This window comes from Paludisphaera rhizosphaerae, assembly GCF_011065895.1.
Classification (GTDB): Bacteria; Planctomycetota; Planctomycetia; order Isosphaerales; family Isosphaeraceae; genus Paludisphaera; species Paludisphaera rhizosphaerae.
Genome location: NZ_JAALCR010000014.1, coordinates 154,227 through 169,607, shown reverse-complemented (window position 1 = coordinate 169,607; position 15,381 = coordinate 154,227). Strand labels below are relative to the sequence as shown.

Genomic DNA, 15,381 nt, shown 5'->3' with positions numbered 1-15,381 from the left:
GGTCTTCTCAGCGGCTCCTCCTATGCTTCGTCCAACGGAGCCGATCGGCTCCTCGTGACGACGGGCAACCACGCAAGGTCGAGGGATGAGCCGATGAACGCTGTCATGGACAAGACGTCCGCCGTATCGCACTTTCTGCACAGGCACCTGCTCAAACTCATCATTCTCAGCTACGGGCTCGCCGCCGTGCTTCCGGGGCCGGGGCTCTGGCTCAAGGAGGTGGATCTAGTGGAGTTGGCCCACCTGCGCGGACCGATCGCCGCGACGCCGCCGAAGCTCCTGCTGTGGCTGCTCCTCTTCAACGCCGGAATGCGAGCGCGAACCGATCGGATCGGCCGGCTTGGACGTCGGCCGGGGATGATCCTGGCCGGTCTGGCGGCCAACATGATCGTGCCGCTGGCGTTCCTCGCCCTCATGGTCCCCGCGCTGGGCGTCTGGCACAACCCCAACGAGGCGGCCGTCGTCCTGGTCGGCCTGGCCCTCGTGTCGTCGATGCCGATCGCGGGTTCGTCGACGGGCTGGGCCCAGGCCGCCGACGGCGACATGGCCTTGAGCCTGGGCCTGGTCCTTGGCTCGACGCTCCTCAGCCCTTTGACGACCCCCGCGCTGCTGCACACCCTGGGGGCGATCGCCCCCAGCCACTACGGCGAGGAACTTCACCAGCTCGCGGCCAGCGATACCGGAGCGTTCCTGTTCGCGTGGGTGTTGATCCCCTCGGTCCTGGGAATCGCCGCGCGAGCGGCCATGGGGGAAGACCGCACGCAAAGGGTCGAGCGCCGGCTCAAAATCGTCGCACCGGTGACCCTGTTGATCCTCTGCTACGCCAATGCCTCTTCGTGCCTGCCGCAGGCGTTGGCCAAGCCCGACTGGGATTTCCTCGGGATCATCATGGCGTTCGTCGCGGGGCTCTGCACGCTGACCTTCGCGGCCGGACATGTGATCGGCCGCCTGGCTGGCGCGGACCGAGGCCAGCGAGTGGCGTTGATGTTCGGGCTGGGGATGAACAACAACGGTACGGGACTGGTGCTGGCCTCGCTGACGATGGGTTCTCAGCCGCTCGTGATGCTGCCGATCATCGTGTACAACCTGGTCCAGCACCTGGTCGCCGGAGGGGTGGACGCCCTGCTCCGGCGGACCGAGTGCGCCTGACGATCATCCTCAGCGACGGCTCATGGACTTCACGACCTCCAGCAACTCGGCGGCGCTGAGCTTGGCGTCGCCGTCCTTGTCATACTCCTTGAGCCATCGCTTGAGTTCCCCGGCGCTCACCATGCCGCCGGGAGCGGCCAGCAGCTCCGCCTCATCGAGACGGCCGTCGCCGTCCTTGTCGAGGAGCTTCTTGGCCCCGTCGACGCGGCGAGCGATCATCTCGGGGCTCGGCGGTCGATCGGCGGGAGCCGGCCCACTGGCGATCACGTCGAAGATCAGGAAGGCCATCTCATCCGTCGTCTGCTCGCCGAAGGTCACGCGACGCGGCGGTTTGCTGGGGTTGGCTGGGTTCTCGGCCGAGTTGTCGTAGCTCCAGCTCACGTCGATCCGAGTGCCGGCAGGGAGTTTGACGGGCTCCTGATAACGGTAGTAATACTGCCAGTTGAAGTCCCAATCCGAGATCGAGATCAGCGGGACCTTGGTCGAATCCGGCAGCGTGGCCTCAGCCTTCATCGAGCGGCCGATCAGGTGCTGGTGCGGGAAGACGCCGAACAGCGTCGCGTCGGCGTTCAACGTCTTGGACGCCTGGACCTGAAAGTTCGAATCTCGGGGAGGGATGTCGATCCGGTTGTTGGAGAAGGCGTTCATCTGCAACCGGGCCGTGGGCTTCTTGTCCGTCAGATAGAAGCCGAGCGTGCTCTGCTCAGCCTCTTCCTTGCCGCTCGGGTGCAGGTGGAGCTGAAGAACGAGGTCGGTGTTCTCCGGCCAGGCGGCGGCGACCTCCGCGGGGAGCTTGTGCGGCTCCATCCCGGGCGTCCAGATCGAGAGCGGACCGGAGAGGAGCTTACCCGGAGGCGCCAGGCCCGAAAGGAAGCTCTTGCCATCCCCGGCGGCCAGCTTCGATTCCGCCTCCTTGTGCGAGAGCGACGTGATGACCGCGTGATGCACGATCTTTCGGTTCCCCGGGCGGAACTCGATCGACTCGATGTACTTGCCCGCTGGGATGCTCACCGGCAGGACGAAGCAGCGGTATTCGTCGGGTCCGGAGGCCGTCAGCGTGTAGGGCTCCGGCATCTTGACGATCAGGTCCGGCTCGCCGAGTTGCCAACCTTCGGTGAACTGGGGAGGCTTCGGCAGGTCGGCTGCGTTCCCCTCGACCGCGCCGGCGTCCGCCCACTTGCGAATCGTGGCGATCTCCTCGTCGGTCAACCGGCGGGCGTCGGTGAAATGGCCGACTCCCGCATCGGCCTTCCAGGGAGGCATCTTGCGGCTCTCGGTCAACTCCGCGATGAAATCCGAACGCTTGGCGGCGTCGCCATAGCTCAGCAGGGAGAACGGAGCGACCTCTCCCGGCCGGTGACAGCCGGCGCAGCGGTTGAAGAGGATCGGCGCGACGTCCTTGTTGAACGTGACCCGGTCCGGTTCGCCGGCGAGGAGCGGACTAACTCCGCCGACAACGACGACGAGGGCGGACGACAGCAAAGCCTTGCGAGGTCGGATCATCGTTTGGATTCGCTTGCGACGGAAGGGATGGGGCCGGGTATTTCGCCAACAAGACTACCCAGACTCCGCCTCGCAAGTTTCATCGAACCCCTTCCAGCGATTTCGCACGCTCCAGGTCGCGGCGAGAGGCCTCGGAGTCGCCGCGCTTCTGGTGGACGAGGGCCCGATTGTAGAGAGCGTCGACGTGGTCCGGTTGAGCCCGGAGCGCTCGGTTGAGGTCGTCGAGCGCCGGGTCGAGGCGGCCAAGCTGGATCTGGGCGGCAGCCCGGCCGGCCAGCGCGTCGACGGCGTCGGGATCGAGCTTGAGAGCCTCCGAATAGGCCTGAACCGACTCCGCGAACTTGCCCGCGCGACCACGGGCGCCCCCCAGGCTTTTCCAGGCGGCGACCGACGAGGCGTCGAGCTGCGTCGCCTTCAGAAAGTCGGCCTCGGCGGCGGGCAGGTCGTTGAGCGAGAGGGCGGCGAGGCCTCGACCCAGGTAGGCCTTCGGGTCCCGGCTCGCGGTTCGCAGCGCCTTGACGTAGGCGTCCCGGGCCCGAGCGTATTCGCCGGACGCGAGAAGGCGATGGGCTTCGGCCAGGCCGGGAGCGCCGGCCGCGGCGTCGGCTTTCAGCGCGCGGAGGACCCACTCGACCTCACCCTCGTTCTTGACGATCGGCCGTTGAACCTGCTTGAGGGCGAGTTTGGCGTACGACTGGGTCTCTTCCTTGACGTAATCGGCCAGCTCCCGGACCGTCACGCGACCGTCGGGGGATGGTCGATCGGCCTCGCCTTTCAGGCCCTTGAGGACGTGGGCGAAGAAGACGCCGTGCTTCAGCCGGTCGTCCTCCCAACTCCGCTGGCCCGTGTTGCAACTGAAGATGGCGATCGTCTGCTCGGGGACGTCCTCAAGCTGCGGTCGAGTCTCACTTTCCAGGTCCATCTTCTCGAACGCTCCACGCGAGGCGATGTTGACCGGGTCGTCGCGGCAAGCGTCGACGAGCAGCATCTTCCGCCCCGCCGAGCACCTGCGAAGCAGTTCGTAGACTTCAGTCAGGGAAAGGAGGTTGCGCTTGGCCTCGATGTCGGCGTCGAGCGGGCAGAAGTAGTTGACCTTATCCTTGGCGAACTGAACCCCGTGCCCAGCCAGAGCCACCAGGACGGAATCACCAGGGCTCAGGTCGGTCAGCATCAGGTCGAGCTGTTCCTTGATTTTCTCATATTCCGGCAGCTTGGATGAATCGGGGTGACCGTCGTACATCATCACCACGCTGCGTTTCTTATAGCCGCAATCGATCAGCGTCGCCCCCAAATCGACGATGTCGTTCCGAGAATACTTGAGACTTCGCAGTCCCGACTTGCCGGCGGTCGCGTAATCCCTGGCGGCCACGAGCAACGCGAAGTCCTCTGCCCATGCCGAGGAGCTCGCAAGCGACAGAAGGACAGCCAGCGTCATCGATGCGATTCGGCAGGGACGAAGAGCGAGGCGCTGCATTCTGAAAATGATCATCGCAGAAGCCCCCGTTTGAGTTCGTCGCCGCCGAAACTCGACGATCCGCGACCGAACCAGCCGCCCATGCGACCATCATAGCGCCGCAAGGATGCCGAGTTCAACGGGGAGCGTCGCAAGGTTGCCGACGATTCACAATCCGCCATGACCTCAATCAACCCCTTGCGAACATTCGGTCAGGACTGCTGTAATCTACGTAGCCGCCGACAGATCTGTAAGATTTGATCTGGACGACCGTAGGGTTTACGTAGAAGCCCTGGATCCCGGGAGTCGCCGCCATGCGAGTCAATGGACTTCGGCCAGCGTTGATTCTTCTGGCTACAGTCGTCATGGCCCAACCCGCCTGGGCGCAGCAGCAGAGGCAGCGCGGCGGCGGCCAGGGACAGGGGGTCCCCGGCGGTTTCGTGGGGGGAGGCCAGCCTCAGAACGGCGGTGGTCTCTTCGGCGGTCTGTTCGGCCTTGGCGGCCAGACCCAGCAGCAGCCCACGATGCCGAACCAGCCCAGGATCAATCAACAAGGGGGCGGCTTCCCCGGCGGAATGGTTCCCCAGGGTGGGGGGCAAGTCGACGGCAACGGGATGTTCCGCATCGGCGGCGGCAACCGCAACAATCGGCAGCCAGGCAACCAGGGGGACCCGACGACGGGGTTCGCCAACCAGCCTGGGATGACGCCTAACCCGGCCGGCGCGGGGACCTACATGATCGACCCCGCCACCGGCCAGTACATTCTGGTGGCTCCCGACGGCCGCCGGATGCAGGTTGGCGAAGGCATGGCGCCGGCGGCCCAGCCGGTGCAGACGCAGACTCGCGTGTACGACGCCTCGAACCGGGTCTTTATCCAGGAGACCGGCCAGTACACCGGGGAAATGTGGGATCCAGCGAGCCAGCGGCTGCTCTCGGCCGCGGAAGTCGCTTCCATGGCTGCGGCCGCAGCAGCAACGGCGGCAAAGCCTGCCGAAGCCCCCAAGCCTCCTCAGAAGCCCCCTGGCCCGCCCCGCAACGAGGTCCGCGTCACCCTGCTCGCCGCCGACGACGCCCAGCGCAGGATCGTCCGCTCGGAGATCCAGAAGGGAGGGCTCCTCGCCTTCCTGTCGCCGGAGGTCGAAGCTCGACTGCAAGACGCGCTCTTCACCGACGCCCGCAAGGACGAGTTGCTCGACATGGTCGGCCGCAAACCGAGCGTCACGCCCGAACAACTTGAGCTCCTCACCAGAGCCGTCGACGACCTCGACGCCCCGATGGTGCGGACGAAGCTCGATTCGATGGAATTCGCCCGCGACCAGTACAATGCGTTCGTCGAACAGATCGCGTTCACGAGGGTGTACAACGAGTTGGTTGAGTCGGGCGTCCCACAGCCTGCTCGGATCCGCTCGATCGTCCAGCGGCTCGACAAGGCCGCGGCGAGAGCCGGCGTCCCCCGCGACGTCATCCGGGCGGCCGCGGAGCAGATTCAGGGGATCGCCCGCATCTACGACGAGCTCGACGTGGGCTTCCTCGCACAGGACTTCGACCTCGCGGCCGTCACCCCGGAGACCGTCTTCACCGTCGTTCGCCTCAGGGGGCTCCCCGTGAGCGAGCCTCGGCTGCTCTCTTCGGAAACTCTGCTCGCGCCGGCGACCGGTTCGACGGGAAATCGGCGCATCTCGATCGCCACGGCGACCGCCTGGGAAGTTGGGCTGCCGATCTGCGGCGCCAACAGCCTGCCGTTGCCCGACTCCGGCCCGAATCCAGCCCCCCCGCCGTCCGTCCTGACCCTCCAGGTCGCGGCCGACGCCGGGGCCGAGCTGACCGCCTGGATCAACGAAGGAGGGCAGGCCGTGCCCCACGCCATCAAACCCGGCGCGAAATTCCAGATGCCTGCCGCTGACAAGGTCCAGATCGCCCACCTCGATGGTCGCGGCGGCGTGACCGCCTGGGAGGAGTTGACGTTCGGGACCTATATTTTCCAGCTCAAGGGGGGGCTCTGGTCGAAGCAGAAAGCGCAAACCCTCTCCCAGGTCGTCTTCGACAACTCGGCGAATGGCTTTCCGTTCCATTATCAGATGGACGGAATCGAAAGCATCGTCCCGGCGCGACAGGCCGCCGCGATGAACTACTCCACGGCGACGTCGGTCATCCAGTTCCATCGCGGCGTCGGCGACCAGGTCATGACCAAAGTTTTGAATGGCGGACAGACCCGCGTCGACGTCCGTCTGGGAGGCGCCAAAACCGGGCTCGATCTATTCACGCCCGACGCTTCCACGCCCGCCCTGACCTCTGCCGCCGAGCCAGACGCCCGACCTCGGGGCGCCGCCCGGTCGACGCCGAAACGCGATGAAGTCATCCAGGCGCGGTTCCCCGTCGGCTCGATCGACGAGTAACCCGCCGCTCTCAGGCACGATGGAGGGGTCGTCGATGCGCCCGAAGTCGCAACTCTCGCACGCGATCGGCGCGTCGGCAGTCTTCCTCGCATGCCAGCTCGCCACGACGGCGCCGGTTCGGGGCGAGGATGCCGCGTCCCTGTCGTCCCGCGCCGTGGGGATCCTCCGAGAATCCTGCTACGGCTGCCACGGCCTGACCTTCAAGGTGCCAGGATACGACGTCCTCAATCGCGACTCGCTCACGGCTGCCAGGAAAGACGGCTCCCCCTACGTGACGCCGGGCAAACCTGACGCCTCGGAGCTGTGGAATCGCCTGGACGACATGCCCCCCAAGGGCCGGAAGCTCACCAACGACGAGCGATCGGCGATCGAAGCCTGGATCCTTGCCGGGGCTCCGTTTCCGGCAGCGCCGCCGGCCCGGGGCTTCATCTCGGACATGCAGACCCAGGTTGCGATCCGCGATCATCTTCGGGGGCTCCCTTCGGTCGACCGGCCGTTCCAGCGCTATTTCAACCTGGTCCCCCTTCACAACAACCCGTCCCGGACCGACCGAGAACTCCGTCTCGCCCGCGCGGGCGTGTCGAAGATGCTCAACAGTCTGAGCCGCAAGCCGACCATCGTCGTGCCGTCGCTGATCGGCGAAGCCCGGACGCTGATGGTCGTGGACATCCGACGGCTCGGCTGGGACAACGACCGCGAATGGATGCGAATGCTGCGCGCCTACCCGTACGGCCTGCGTTTCAAAGGAAACGCCGAAGCCGAGCTGCGCGAGATCGCCGCGGAGATTGAAACGCTCCTTGGCTCGGACGTCGTCCTGGCCGAGATTCGCGCTGATTGGTTTCTCGACGCCGCCGCCCGACCTGCTCTCTACCATGCCATCGTCGGGATCCCCTCCACGGCCCAGGAGTTGGAGAAAGAGCTACGAGTCGACGTGGAGGCCGACTTCCTCGCCGGTTCGCTCCGCCGCGCCGCGTTCAATCAGAGCGGCGTTTCGCGACAGAACCGGCTGGTCGACCGCCATGATTCTCAGCTCGGCTACTACTGGAAGAGCTACGATTTCAAGAAGACCGGGCGGGCGATCAACCTGTTCCAGTTCCCCTTGGGCCCGGAGTTCTCCACCAACCCGTTCCCAGACCAGGCTTTCACCCACGCCGGCGGCGAGATCATCTTCAGTCTGCCGAACCGCCTCCAGGCCTACATGCTGGTCGACCGAGACGGGAAGCGGATCGACGAGGGACCGCCCGAGATCGTGTTCGACGCCAACGACTCCGCGGGAAGTTCGACGATCATCAACGGGCTCTCATGCATGGGATGCCACAAGAACGGCATGAGGCCGCTCCCGAAAGACCGCGTCCGCGAGGGCTCGGCGCTCCAGGGCGCGCCTCGGGAGAAGGTGGATCGGCTCTTCGCCCCCGACGCTGAGATGTCCGCCCTCGTGGAGGCTGACCAGAGTCGATTCCTCTCCGCGTTGGAGCAGGCTGTGGGGTCGTTCCTGCTGGAGAATTCCTCCAGAGCCCCGATCGCCGACCTCCCCGAGCCGGTGATTCCGATCGCCAAGCTCTACCAGGCCGACCTCGACCTGGCTGCCGCCGCCGCGGAGCTTGGCCTGAAGGATGGGGCGGACCTCCAGACGCGAATCCGTTCCAACCCACAGCTTCAACGTCTCGGGATGAACGACCTGCTCAGGCCGGGAGGGACTCTGAACCGCGCCGAGTGGTCGACCACTGGCAAGGGGACCTCGGCGTTCCAGCAGGCCAGTTCCGAGATCGACCGCGGAACGCCTCTCATCATTTTCCAGACGGACTGACGACCATGAGCCAAGCCATCATCGCGGCGGCCCTCGCGCTCGCCGTCTGGGTCGGCCAGACCGGCGATTCCGAGGCCCAGAAGCCCCGGTCGGAGCAATCCGGCCTCAAGAAGGAACTGGCTGCGCTCGCGAAGCAGATCCAACCGGAGGCGGCCAAGTACGGCGACGCCGTCATCATGGGGGAGTTCACCGGCCCTCCCGAACTGGCCTCCAGCGGCGGGCCCGGCATCTCCCAGACGCTCAAGGTCGAGTTGGAGAAGCTCGGCGTTCAGGTGAAGCGATCGGCTCGGATCGCCGTGAAGGGGGAGTACAAGATCGTCACGGACGCGGCCTCCAAGCTGACCGTGATGGCCGTCCTCGCTCGGATCGTCGACCGCAACGGGAAGGAGCTGCTGGAACTCCGCTCCCGAGGCGTGTTCGACCTGACGTCGATCGCCTCCGTGACGGGCGCGACCATGGTCGTCCCACCCGACGCTTCGCCGAAGGAACGTGAGAAAGCCGTCGACCAGGCCCTGGAGAGCATTCAGAAGCCCACCGCCAAGGGGACTCGGATCTCAGCCTCGCGGACCTCGCCCTATTCGATCGAGATCCTCGTCGGTCCCGACCCCGGCGCCGGCCCGCCCGATCTCTCGAAGTACCGTCCCAGGGCCCCGAGTTTCGACGGCGACGGGCTGGCGTTCCTCTCGATCGCGAAGGGCGAGGTCTACGCCGTCCGAGTCCTCAATCAGTCGAAGCACGACGCAGCGGTGACGCTGACGGTCGACGGCCTGAACATGTTCGCGTTCAGCGACACGCCGTCGTACGAGTTCTTTATTCTTGGGGCCGGCGCCGAGGGGGTGATCCCCGGCTGGCATCGAACCAATCAGACCTCGGACGCCTTCCAGGTCGACGACTACGCCAGGAGCGCCGCGGCCGAGAAGCTGCCGAATTCGTCGTCGATCGGCACGATCCACGTATCGTTCAAGGCCGCCTGGCCCAAGGGGGGAACTCCGCCGGCCGACGAAGGGGAGTCGGCCGCCGGCGCATCCGCCCGCTCGGGTCTGGCCACCGGCCGGGGACCGGCCGTGGCGGCGAAGTATGAGGAGGTTCTTCGCGACGTCGGCCGGCTCCGCGAGGCCGTCGCCGTCCGATACGACAAGACGGCCGAACCGACCGACCTTCCCGCGGACGCGCCTCCGGCCAAACCGTAAGCGCCTCACGGCGGCTGCGTAGATGATTCCGAACCCGACCGCACCCCTTTGAGGAACCTCGCGATGAAGTCCGCTCGCTCGCTCGTCCTGGCCCTCTCGGTCCTCGCCGTCGCCCCCGCGGCCGCCTGGGCGGCGTTCGGCCTCCGGCAATACTACGACAACAGCTATAGCTACAGCCCGACGTACAACTATTACTACGTCCGGTACTACTACAAGCCGACGGTGTCGTACGCCAACTACGACTACCACTACTGCGTCTACTACCCGTCGTACCCGCAGTACGTCTATTACTACAACCCCGCCTCGCAGGTCTACTGGGGCCGCTATGAGCTGGGCTCCAAGGGGGACAAGCGGTATTCGCTCCTGGCCGAGAAGGACCGCAAGAAGGAGCTGAAGGACATCCCCGAAAAGGCCTTCCCCGCCCCCGCCGCCATGCCCGAAATCCCCGGCTCCGACGACAAGGTCGCCATCGAGCCCCCGCCCGAAAACGTCCCCAAGGACGTCAAGGCGGCAAAGTGACCAAACGCCCGCCGCGTCCCCGACTTCAGCCGCGGCGGGTGTACGCCCCTTTCGCTAGTCACCGATTCCCAGCCTGGGCCGACTTCGACGGTGTCCGGTTGAGATAGAGCACGACGTTCTTGGCGGAGCCGCCGGAGGCGACGACGTCGGGGCGGCCGTCGGAGTCGACGTCACCGCCGCGGAGGTCCTGGGCGGCGACGTCGCGGTCGAGGACGGTGCGGCGCCAGGTGGAGGACGGGGAGTCGAAGTCGTAGACGCTCACGCGGTGATCCTTGCCGCGATGGCCGGCGAAGACCTCGTCCTGACCGTCGCCGTCGACGTCGGCGACCCAGAGGGCGTGGCCGTCGGCGAGGGTGTCGTCGAGCACGACGCGCTCGCCGAACTCGGTCGTGTCCGCCGCCTTCTGGGGCCAGACGACGACCGTCGTTCCATGCCAGGGCTCAAGCGTCGCCAGGAAGATTCGGCCGTCGCGGAACCGGCCCTTGTGGATCTCGCTGGCCCCCTTCTTCGGGGCCTTCCCCTCAGCGCCGGGGACGATGTCGACCACGCCGGGGTCCGGGCCGTTCAGGAACGGGCCGATCATCGTGACGCCTTCGTTGTCGGCCGCCAGCAGCATCGGCCTGGTGGAATCGGCGAACGCCGGCTGATACTCGATCGCGTGGACGACCCGACGCTTCGCCAGCGCCCGACGCTGCCACTTCGAGGCGTCGTTCACGTCGTGGCCGGTATAGGCGAAGATCCCGGCCGCGTCGTCGTAATCCGGAGGCGTGGCGCTCGCTCCGAAGATCGGGGCCACGATCAGGTCGGGCGTTCCGTTCTGGTCGATGTCGCCCCATCGCAGACGATGGATGCTGCCGACGTCCTCGATCGGCAGGAGCTTCCAGGGATCGTCGAGGCTCGCTCCCTGCTTCGCCAGCAAGAGCTTGCCCCGTTTGGGCTGGTTCATCTCGAAGTCATAGGCGATGGCGATCTCCGCTCGGCCGTCGCCGTCGATGTCCATCGTCGCGCTGCTGATGACGCCGGGAGCGTCCTTCTTCGTCGTGACGAGCCGCTTCTTCCACGATGGGTTCTGATACCAGGCGCAGTCGTTCCCGCCCAGGGCGACGACATCCGGCTTTCGGTCGCCGTCGACGTCGACCACCTCCACCTGGTAAGCGCCTGGGAAGTCCGGATCGATCACGACCCGCTCGAAGGCGAACCGCCCCGAGGGAGCCTCTGGTGGAGGAGCGGCCATCGCGGTCGCAGCGAACAGCAACGGCAAGGACGACAGGAGCCTGCGAATCATCGACGGTGCGCCTTTCCTCACGAGCCGAGCCGCCGGGCCGTCCAGCCCGCGGGGATGCCGGCGGTGTCCTCGGGATTGACCATAACCTGTTTCATGACGTCGACGGGCGCTCCCCCGCCGCCGCCCCCTTCGCTCTCGACGAACTTGAGGCGGCTCTCAAGCTGTGCGACCCGCTGTTCCAGCAGGGCGATGCGGTCTTCCACGCCGTCCGGGCGCTTCGGCCGCGGCACTTCGGGATAGCCAAGCTGGCGCTGAAGGGCGGAGAAGAGGTAGAGCGGATCACGACCCCGGTTCGCCCGGGCGATCTTCCCCTCCTTCTCGCCAAAGAGGGGCGGATACTTGGGAATGAAGTCCGGGTTGATCCGCCGCCGCTCGTTCACAAAGTACGAGGAGCGGACGAAGATCAGGTCGGCGAAGTCGACGTCGCCGAGGCGCGTTTGAAGCGTCAGGATGTAGTCGCGCCAGTCCTCGTCGTACATCGGGTCCTCGGCCATCGCGGAGAGGCCCGTGGTATAGCCCAGCCGGTTCCGCGAGAGCGATTCGAACTGGTAGATGAACAGTCCGGGGAGCGACGCCCCCTTCGCCTTGTATTCGACTTCACGCTCCAGAACCAGAAGCGCCTGCTCCATGGGGAACCGGCTGAGGTCGGCCTCGGCCTGGGCGATGACGTGGGCCTGGAAGGCGGTGAAGTAGTGCGACAGATGCCGCATGGCCGGCGCCATCAGGCCGGAGACCTTGCTCTCCGTGGCGAGGAAGCCCACGGCCATCGGCAGCCGCGTGGTGGAAAGGAGTTCCTCGCCGATCCGCTGGAGGATCTCCTGCGAGGGGACGCCGTCGGCCAGTCGCTCGCGGAAGGCGTGGAAGAAGTACGCCTGCTCGATGAACTCCTCGTGTTCGAGCACGGGCATGGGCATGGGCGACGGCCTCCCTCTCTCCATTCCGGGCGTTGCGAAACCGCACCTCGGGTTGCATGCGGCGGCGATGGTCGACACGATGGACCTCCTTCATCGTACGACGCGAAGGAAGCCCAGGACATCCCGCGCTCGAGGACCGACGCCGTGATTCGAACGCCGATCATCGCCGCCCTGATCCTCTACGTCTCCTTCCTGCTGTACCTGACGTTGGGAAACGTCCTCGGCCGCGGCTCCGAGGGGAGGACCGGCACCTCGCTCACGCCGTTCAAGGGCATGGCGCGAAGCGCCTGGCACGGCGGCCGAGAATTCTGGCTCAACGACGTCGGCAACGTCGCCGTATTCATGCCGATCGGCGCGGCGGTCCTCGCCCTGGCCCCCAAGCGAGGCACAATCCGGCAGGCGGCGCTGGCGGGCTTCGCCCTGAGCGCTCTGATCGAATGCCTTCAGTACGCCTCCGGCCGAGGCGTCCTGGACGTCGACGACCTGATCTTGAACACCCTCGGCGCGGTGCTCGGCTTCTACGCCGCCGACGTCCTCCGTCGCCGTCTGACGCGCAGGCGACAGACCTGAACCGGGCGAACGAAGCTCGTTCGCGGTCGGATTGTCAGCCGGCCGGCTCGGGGACCGGCAGCGGCGGGAAGTCGACCATGATTTTCGCGACGGTGACCTTCGGCACGATCTTGAAGTGCATCGCCGCCAGCCGAGAGGAACCCACCGCGCATTCCTTCTCAACGAGGTAGAACCGGTTGTAGTCCTCGATGATCTCGTTCGTGAGACGGAGGTCCATGCGGTCGACGAACTCGACCCAGCGGCCGTTGAATCGCTCGACGCTGGCGATCAGGTCGCGGGCCGCGGCCCTTCGCCGACGCGTTGTTCCGGGGAATGGAGCCCAGGCGGGAGCGTCCGCGTTGGTCAGCGCCCAGAGATCGGCGATCGACGCGCGAAAGGCGTCGCGCCAGTCGTCGGGGCCGGTCGCCAGCTTCGCCCACTGGCGGAGCCGCATGTGAACCATGTCGAGCAACTTCCGGCGGTTGCTTCGGCAACGGTCGTCGACCCCCTGGAGGATCGCCTCGAGTTCCTGCCCGCGACGGACGAAGGCGGGGATCTCCAGCGCCAGCAGAGGCTCATCCGATCTGGAGCGTACTCCGCCCAGCATCGAATCGGGCGCGTCGGCGTCGGGCTCGCTCATGACGACGTCTCCCGAGTCCGGAGGCTGGGGCGGATGCGAACGCTCACTTGTCGCGCGAAGGCGGTTCGGGAAGCGTCGCCAGGGCATTGAGGCTCTGGCGATAGTGCCAGACCTGTCGGGCGATCCCCAGCGACTTGCTGCGAGCCGACCATGCGGCGGCCGTCTCCTTCAGAGCTTCCTCGGCCGGTTTGCCCGCCGTCGCGGCGGCTCGACCGGCGGAGAGGTCGGCGAGGTAGCCGTCGGCGTCAGGGATGCGGAGGCCCGGCAACACCCGCTCGGCCATCAGACTTCGCGAGACGGCTCCCGACCAGGTTCGCGGCTCGACGTGGGGCGCCGAGGTCGGATCGGGGATGCCCCGGCCCATCTGACTGGCCCGCACGGAGAGCATGGGGAAAGCCCGTTCCGCAAGGATCCGATTGGCGACCTCGGCCTCGGCGAGGTAGAGAGCCAGATCGAGCGCCGCGCCCTTCTTGGCCGGGTCGAGCCCCTTGCGGACGCCCACCAGCCAGCCGCCGCCGAACGGCAAATAGGTCGGCCGGTTGATCGACCCGCTCTTCTCCCAGGCCTTGCGCATGGGCTCGTAAACTCGATCCGAACCCGGCAGCGGGGCGACCGCCACCGGCCTGGCCGACGACCATTCCGCGAGCTTCTCCGCGCGATCGATCAGCATGGCCGCCTTCCCTTCGCGGAAAGCCGCGCGAGCCTCCGCGGCGCCGAACGACTCCACGCCCGGCGGTCCGACAGCCTTCCAGCCGGCCAGAGCCTTGAGGGCCTCGACGAACGGCGGCGACTCCAGCCGGGGCGCCAGGGTGTCGGAATCGAACAGGAGCGCGTAGTGGTCGCGATGCTGTCCCAGGCTTGCCGCCCGGGCCAGAAACGTCGCGTCGGCCACTCCCTCCGCGTCCTTGCCGAGCGCAGCGGCGAGGCCGTAATTGGGGGAGCCGTCGCCGTCCCAGTCTCTCCCCTGGAAGAACCGGGCAAGGGCGTCGAGGTCGTCCCACGTCGCGGGGGGCTCCAGGGTGATCCCCTGCTCCTTCGCCGCCTTGAGGTTCGCCTCCGCCTTGAAAACGTCAGCGCGATAGGCCAGCACCAGCGTCGAGCCGCCGATCGGCAGGGCGTAACGGTGAGTGCCGAACTTGCTCACCTGCTCGCGGTAGGCCGGGGCGATGTCCGAATAGCGGAGGCCGACCGCCTCCTCATCCTCGGATCGACGCGTCCGGTCGTTCCGTTCCACGTCCTCCGAGGGGGCAGGCGGCAGAACGACGTCGTTCGCGATCTCGTCGAGCAGGGAGCGATCGATCAGATTCCCCAACTCCTGGCCGGGAAAGACGATGACGTCGAGCTCGCCGGCGTTATCGGCCGTCCGGGCGGCGTCGGTGGCGACCTCGATCTCCCCCTTGCGCGAGGCCGTCCATTCGCCCCGCTGGGCGGCGATCCCGGTCAGAATCGCCGGGTCGCCCATCGCGCCCAGCTTGAGCGTGACGCCTGGGAATGTGGGAGGCGGTTTGGGCCCCTCGGGCTCGGACTCGGAACAGCCGACCGCCGCGACGGCCATCGATACGATCAATCCCAGCGCCGGCGACCGACTCATCCGCATTCTCCTTCATCCCCGCCGACGCCCGAGTCTCGGCCGCCGTCTCGAATCGCCATCGTAACGGGCTTCCGCGAGACCGGTCAAATCGAGAGGCCCGCCGGAGAGTGACGGTCGTAGGGTCTCGTTCGACTCCCGACCCCTGCTTCTACGTCGAGTAATCCCCGCTTGGTCGTAACCTCTACTCAGGAAGTCATTCTCGGGTGCGGCGACGAGATCCAACAACAGCCGTCCCCGGGAGGTGCGGCGATGACAAAGCGGACGCTCGTGTTTGGAATTCAATCCGATAGGAAGCTCGTCAGAGCGGACTGGCGACGGAAATCATCGACGAAATGGTCGAACGAAGCCAACGCGAAAGACCCCATGATTCACTTTAATCAGATAT

12 protein-coding genes are annotated in these 15,381 nt (G+C 66.5%); 6 read left to right on the top strand and 6 right to left on the bottom strand.

Going from position 1 to position 15,381, the window contains the following annotated elements; translation table 11 throughout:
• The first annotated feature begins 93 nt into the window (after positions 1-93).
• A complete protein-coding gene (locus tag G5C50_RS19035; protein ID WP_206107766.1) occupies positions 94-1,149 on the top strand; it encodes a bile acid:sodium symporter family protein in 1,056 nt (351 codons plus the stop codon).
• 9 nt (positions 1,150-1,158) lie between these two features.
• Here G5C50_RS19035 and G5C50_RS19030 read toward each other — a convergent pair whose 3' ends face one another.
• Both G5C50_RS19030 and G5C50_RS19025 read right to left on the bottom strand, forming a co-directional pair.
• Complete coding sequence (locus G5C50_RS19030) at positions 1,159-2,652, bottom strand: EF-hand domain-containing protein (RefSeq protein ID WP_165071877.1); 1,494 nt, start codon at positions 2,650-2,652, stop codon at positions 1,159-1,161.
• 79 nt (positions 2,653-2,731) lie between these two features.
• A complete protein-coding gene (locus G5C50_RS19025) occupies positions 2,732-4,087 on the bottom strand; it encodes a tetratricopeptide repeat protein (protein ID WP_165071876.1) in 1,356 nt (451 codons plus the stop codon).
• A gap of 332 nt (positions 4,088-4,419) precedes the next feature.
• On the opposite strand from G5C50_RS19025, the gene G5C50_RS19020 reads away from it, so the two are divergent.
• From G5C50_RS19020 to G5C50_RS19005, 4 genes are all read left to right on the top strand, one after another.
• Positions 4,420-6,501 carry a hypothetical protein gene (locus G5C50_RS19020; protein WP_165071874.1) on the top strand — a complete coding sequence of 694 codons (2,082 nt, stop codon included), beginning with the start codon at positions 4,420-4,422 and terminating at the stop codon, positions 6,499-6,501.
• A gap of 34 nt (positions 6,502-6,535) precedes the next feature.
• Positions 6,536-8,308, top strand: coding sequence for a c-type cytochrome domain-containing protein (locus G5C50_RS19015; RefSeq protein ID WP_165071873.1), 1,773 nt, complete (start codon positions 6,536-6,538; stop codon positions 8,306-8,308).
• Between the two features lie 5 nt (positions 8,309-8,313).
• A complete protein-coding gene (locus G5C50_RS19010; protein ID WP_165071872.1) occupies positions 8,314-9,498 on the top strand; it encodes a hypothetical protein in 1,185 nt (394 codons plus the stop codon).
• A 63-nt stretch (positions 9,499-9,561) separates the two neighbouring features.
• Positions 9,562-10,017: a hypothetical protein gene (locus tag G5C50_RS19005; protein ID WP_165071870.1), complete on the top strand. Its 456-nt coding sequence runs from the start codon at positions 9,562-9,564 to the stop codon at positions 10,015-10,017.
• Positions 10,018-10,075: 58 nt separating this feature from the next.
• Here G5C50_RS19005 and G5C50_RS19000 read toward each other — a convergent pair whose 3' ends face one another.
• Positions 10,076-11,302: an FG-GAP repeat domain-containing protein gene (locus G5C50_RS19000; RefSeq protein ID WP_165071869.1), complete on the bottom strand. Its 1,227-nt coding sequence runs from the start codon at positions 11,300-11,302 to the stop codon at positions 10,076-10,078.
• A gap of 17 nt (positions 11,303-11,319) precedes the next feature.
• Complete coding sequence (locus G5C50_RS18995) at positions 11,320-12,216, bottom strand: hypothetical protein (RefSeq protein ID WP_240907236.1); 897 nt, start codon at positions 12,214-12,216, stop codon at positions 11,320-11,322.
• Between the two features lie 144 nt (positions 12,217-12,360).
• On the opposite strand from G5C50_RS18995, the gene G5C50_RS18990 reads away from it, so the two are divergent.
• The gene (locus G5C50_RS18990; RefSeq protein ID WP_165071867.1) at positions 12,361-12,786 is read left to right on the top strand and encodes a VanZ family protein; all 426 of its coding nucleotides are present in this window, start codon (positions 12,361-12,363) and stop codon (positions 12,784-12,786) included.
• 34 nt (positions 12,787-12,820) lie between these two features.
• Here G5C50_RS18990 and G5C50_RS18985 read toward each other — a convergent pair whose 3' ends face one another.
• Positions 12,821-13,405, bottom strand: a complete 585-nt coding sequence (locus G5C50_RS18985) for a hypothetical protein (protein WP_165071866.1) — start codon at positions 13,403-13,405, stop codon at positions 12,821-12,823.
• A 43-nt stretch (positions 13,406-13,448) separates the two neighbouring features.
• Positions 13,449-14,996 carry an ABC transporter substrate-binding protein gene (locus G5C50_RS18980; protein ID WP_240907234.1) on the bottom strand — a complete coding sequence of 516 codons (1,548 nt, stop codon included), beginning with the start codon at positions 14,994-14,996 and terminating at the stop codon, positions 13,449-13,451.
• Between the last annotated feature and the right edge of the window lie 385 nt (positions 14,997-15,381).

Excerpts from the sequence above, each read along its gene's own strand:
- G5C50_RS19015 (WP_165071873.1), top strand. The coding sequence starts at position 6,536 with ATGCGCCCGAAGTCGCAACTCTCGCACGCGATCGGCGCGTCGGCAGTC.
- G5C50_RS19020 (WP_165071874.1), top strand. The coding sequence starts at position 4,420 with ATGCGAGTCAATGGACTTCGGCCAGCGTTGATTCTTCTGGCTACAGTC.
- G5C50_RS18980 (WP_240907234.1), bottom strand. The coding sequence starts at position 14,996 with ATGAGTCGGTCGCCGGCGCTGGGATTGATCGTATCGATGGCCGTCGCG.
- G5C50_RS18985 (WP_165071866.1), bottom strand. The coding sequence starts at position 13,405 with ATGAGCGAGCCCGACGCCGACGCGCCCGATTCGATGCTGGGCGGAGTA.
- G5C50_RS19025 (WP_165071876.1), bottom strand. The coding sequence starts at position 4,087 with ATGACGCTGGCTGTCCTTCTGTCGCTTGCGAGCTCCTCGGCATGGGCA.
- G5C50_RS19005 (WP_165071870.1), top strand. The coding sequence starts at position 9,562 with ATGAAGTCCGCTCGCTCGCTCGTCCTGGCCCTCTCGGTCCTCGCCGTC.
- G5C50_RS19000 (WP_165071869.1), bottom strand. The coding sequence starts at position 11,302 with ATGATTCGCAGGCTCCTGTCGTCCTTGCCGTTGCTGTTCGCTGCGACC.
- G5C50_RS19010 (WP_165071872.1), top strand. The coding sequence starts at position 8,314 with ATGAGCCAAGCCATCATCGCGGCGGCCCTCGCGCTCGCCGTCTGGGTC.
- G5C50_RS19030 (WP_165071877.1), bottom strand. The coding sequence starts at position 2,652 with ATGATCCGACCTCGCAAGGCTTTGCTGTCGTCCGCCCTCGTCGTCGTT.
- G5C50_RS19035 (WP_206107766.1), top strand. The coding sequence starts at position 94 with ATGAACGCTGTCATGGACAAGACGTCCGCCGTATCGCACTTTCTGCAC.
- G5C50_RS18995 (WP_240907236.1), bottom strand. The coding sequence starts at position 12,216 with ATGCCCATGCCCGTGCTCGAACACGAGGAGTTCATCGAGCAGGCGTAC.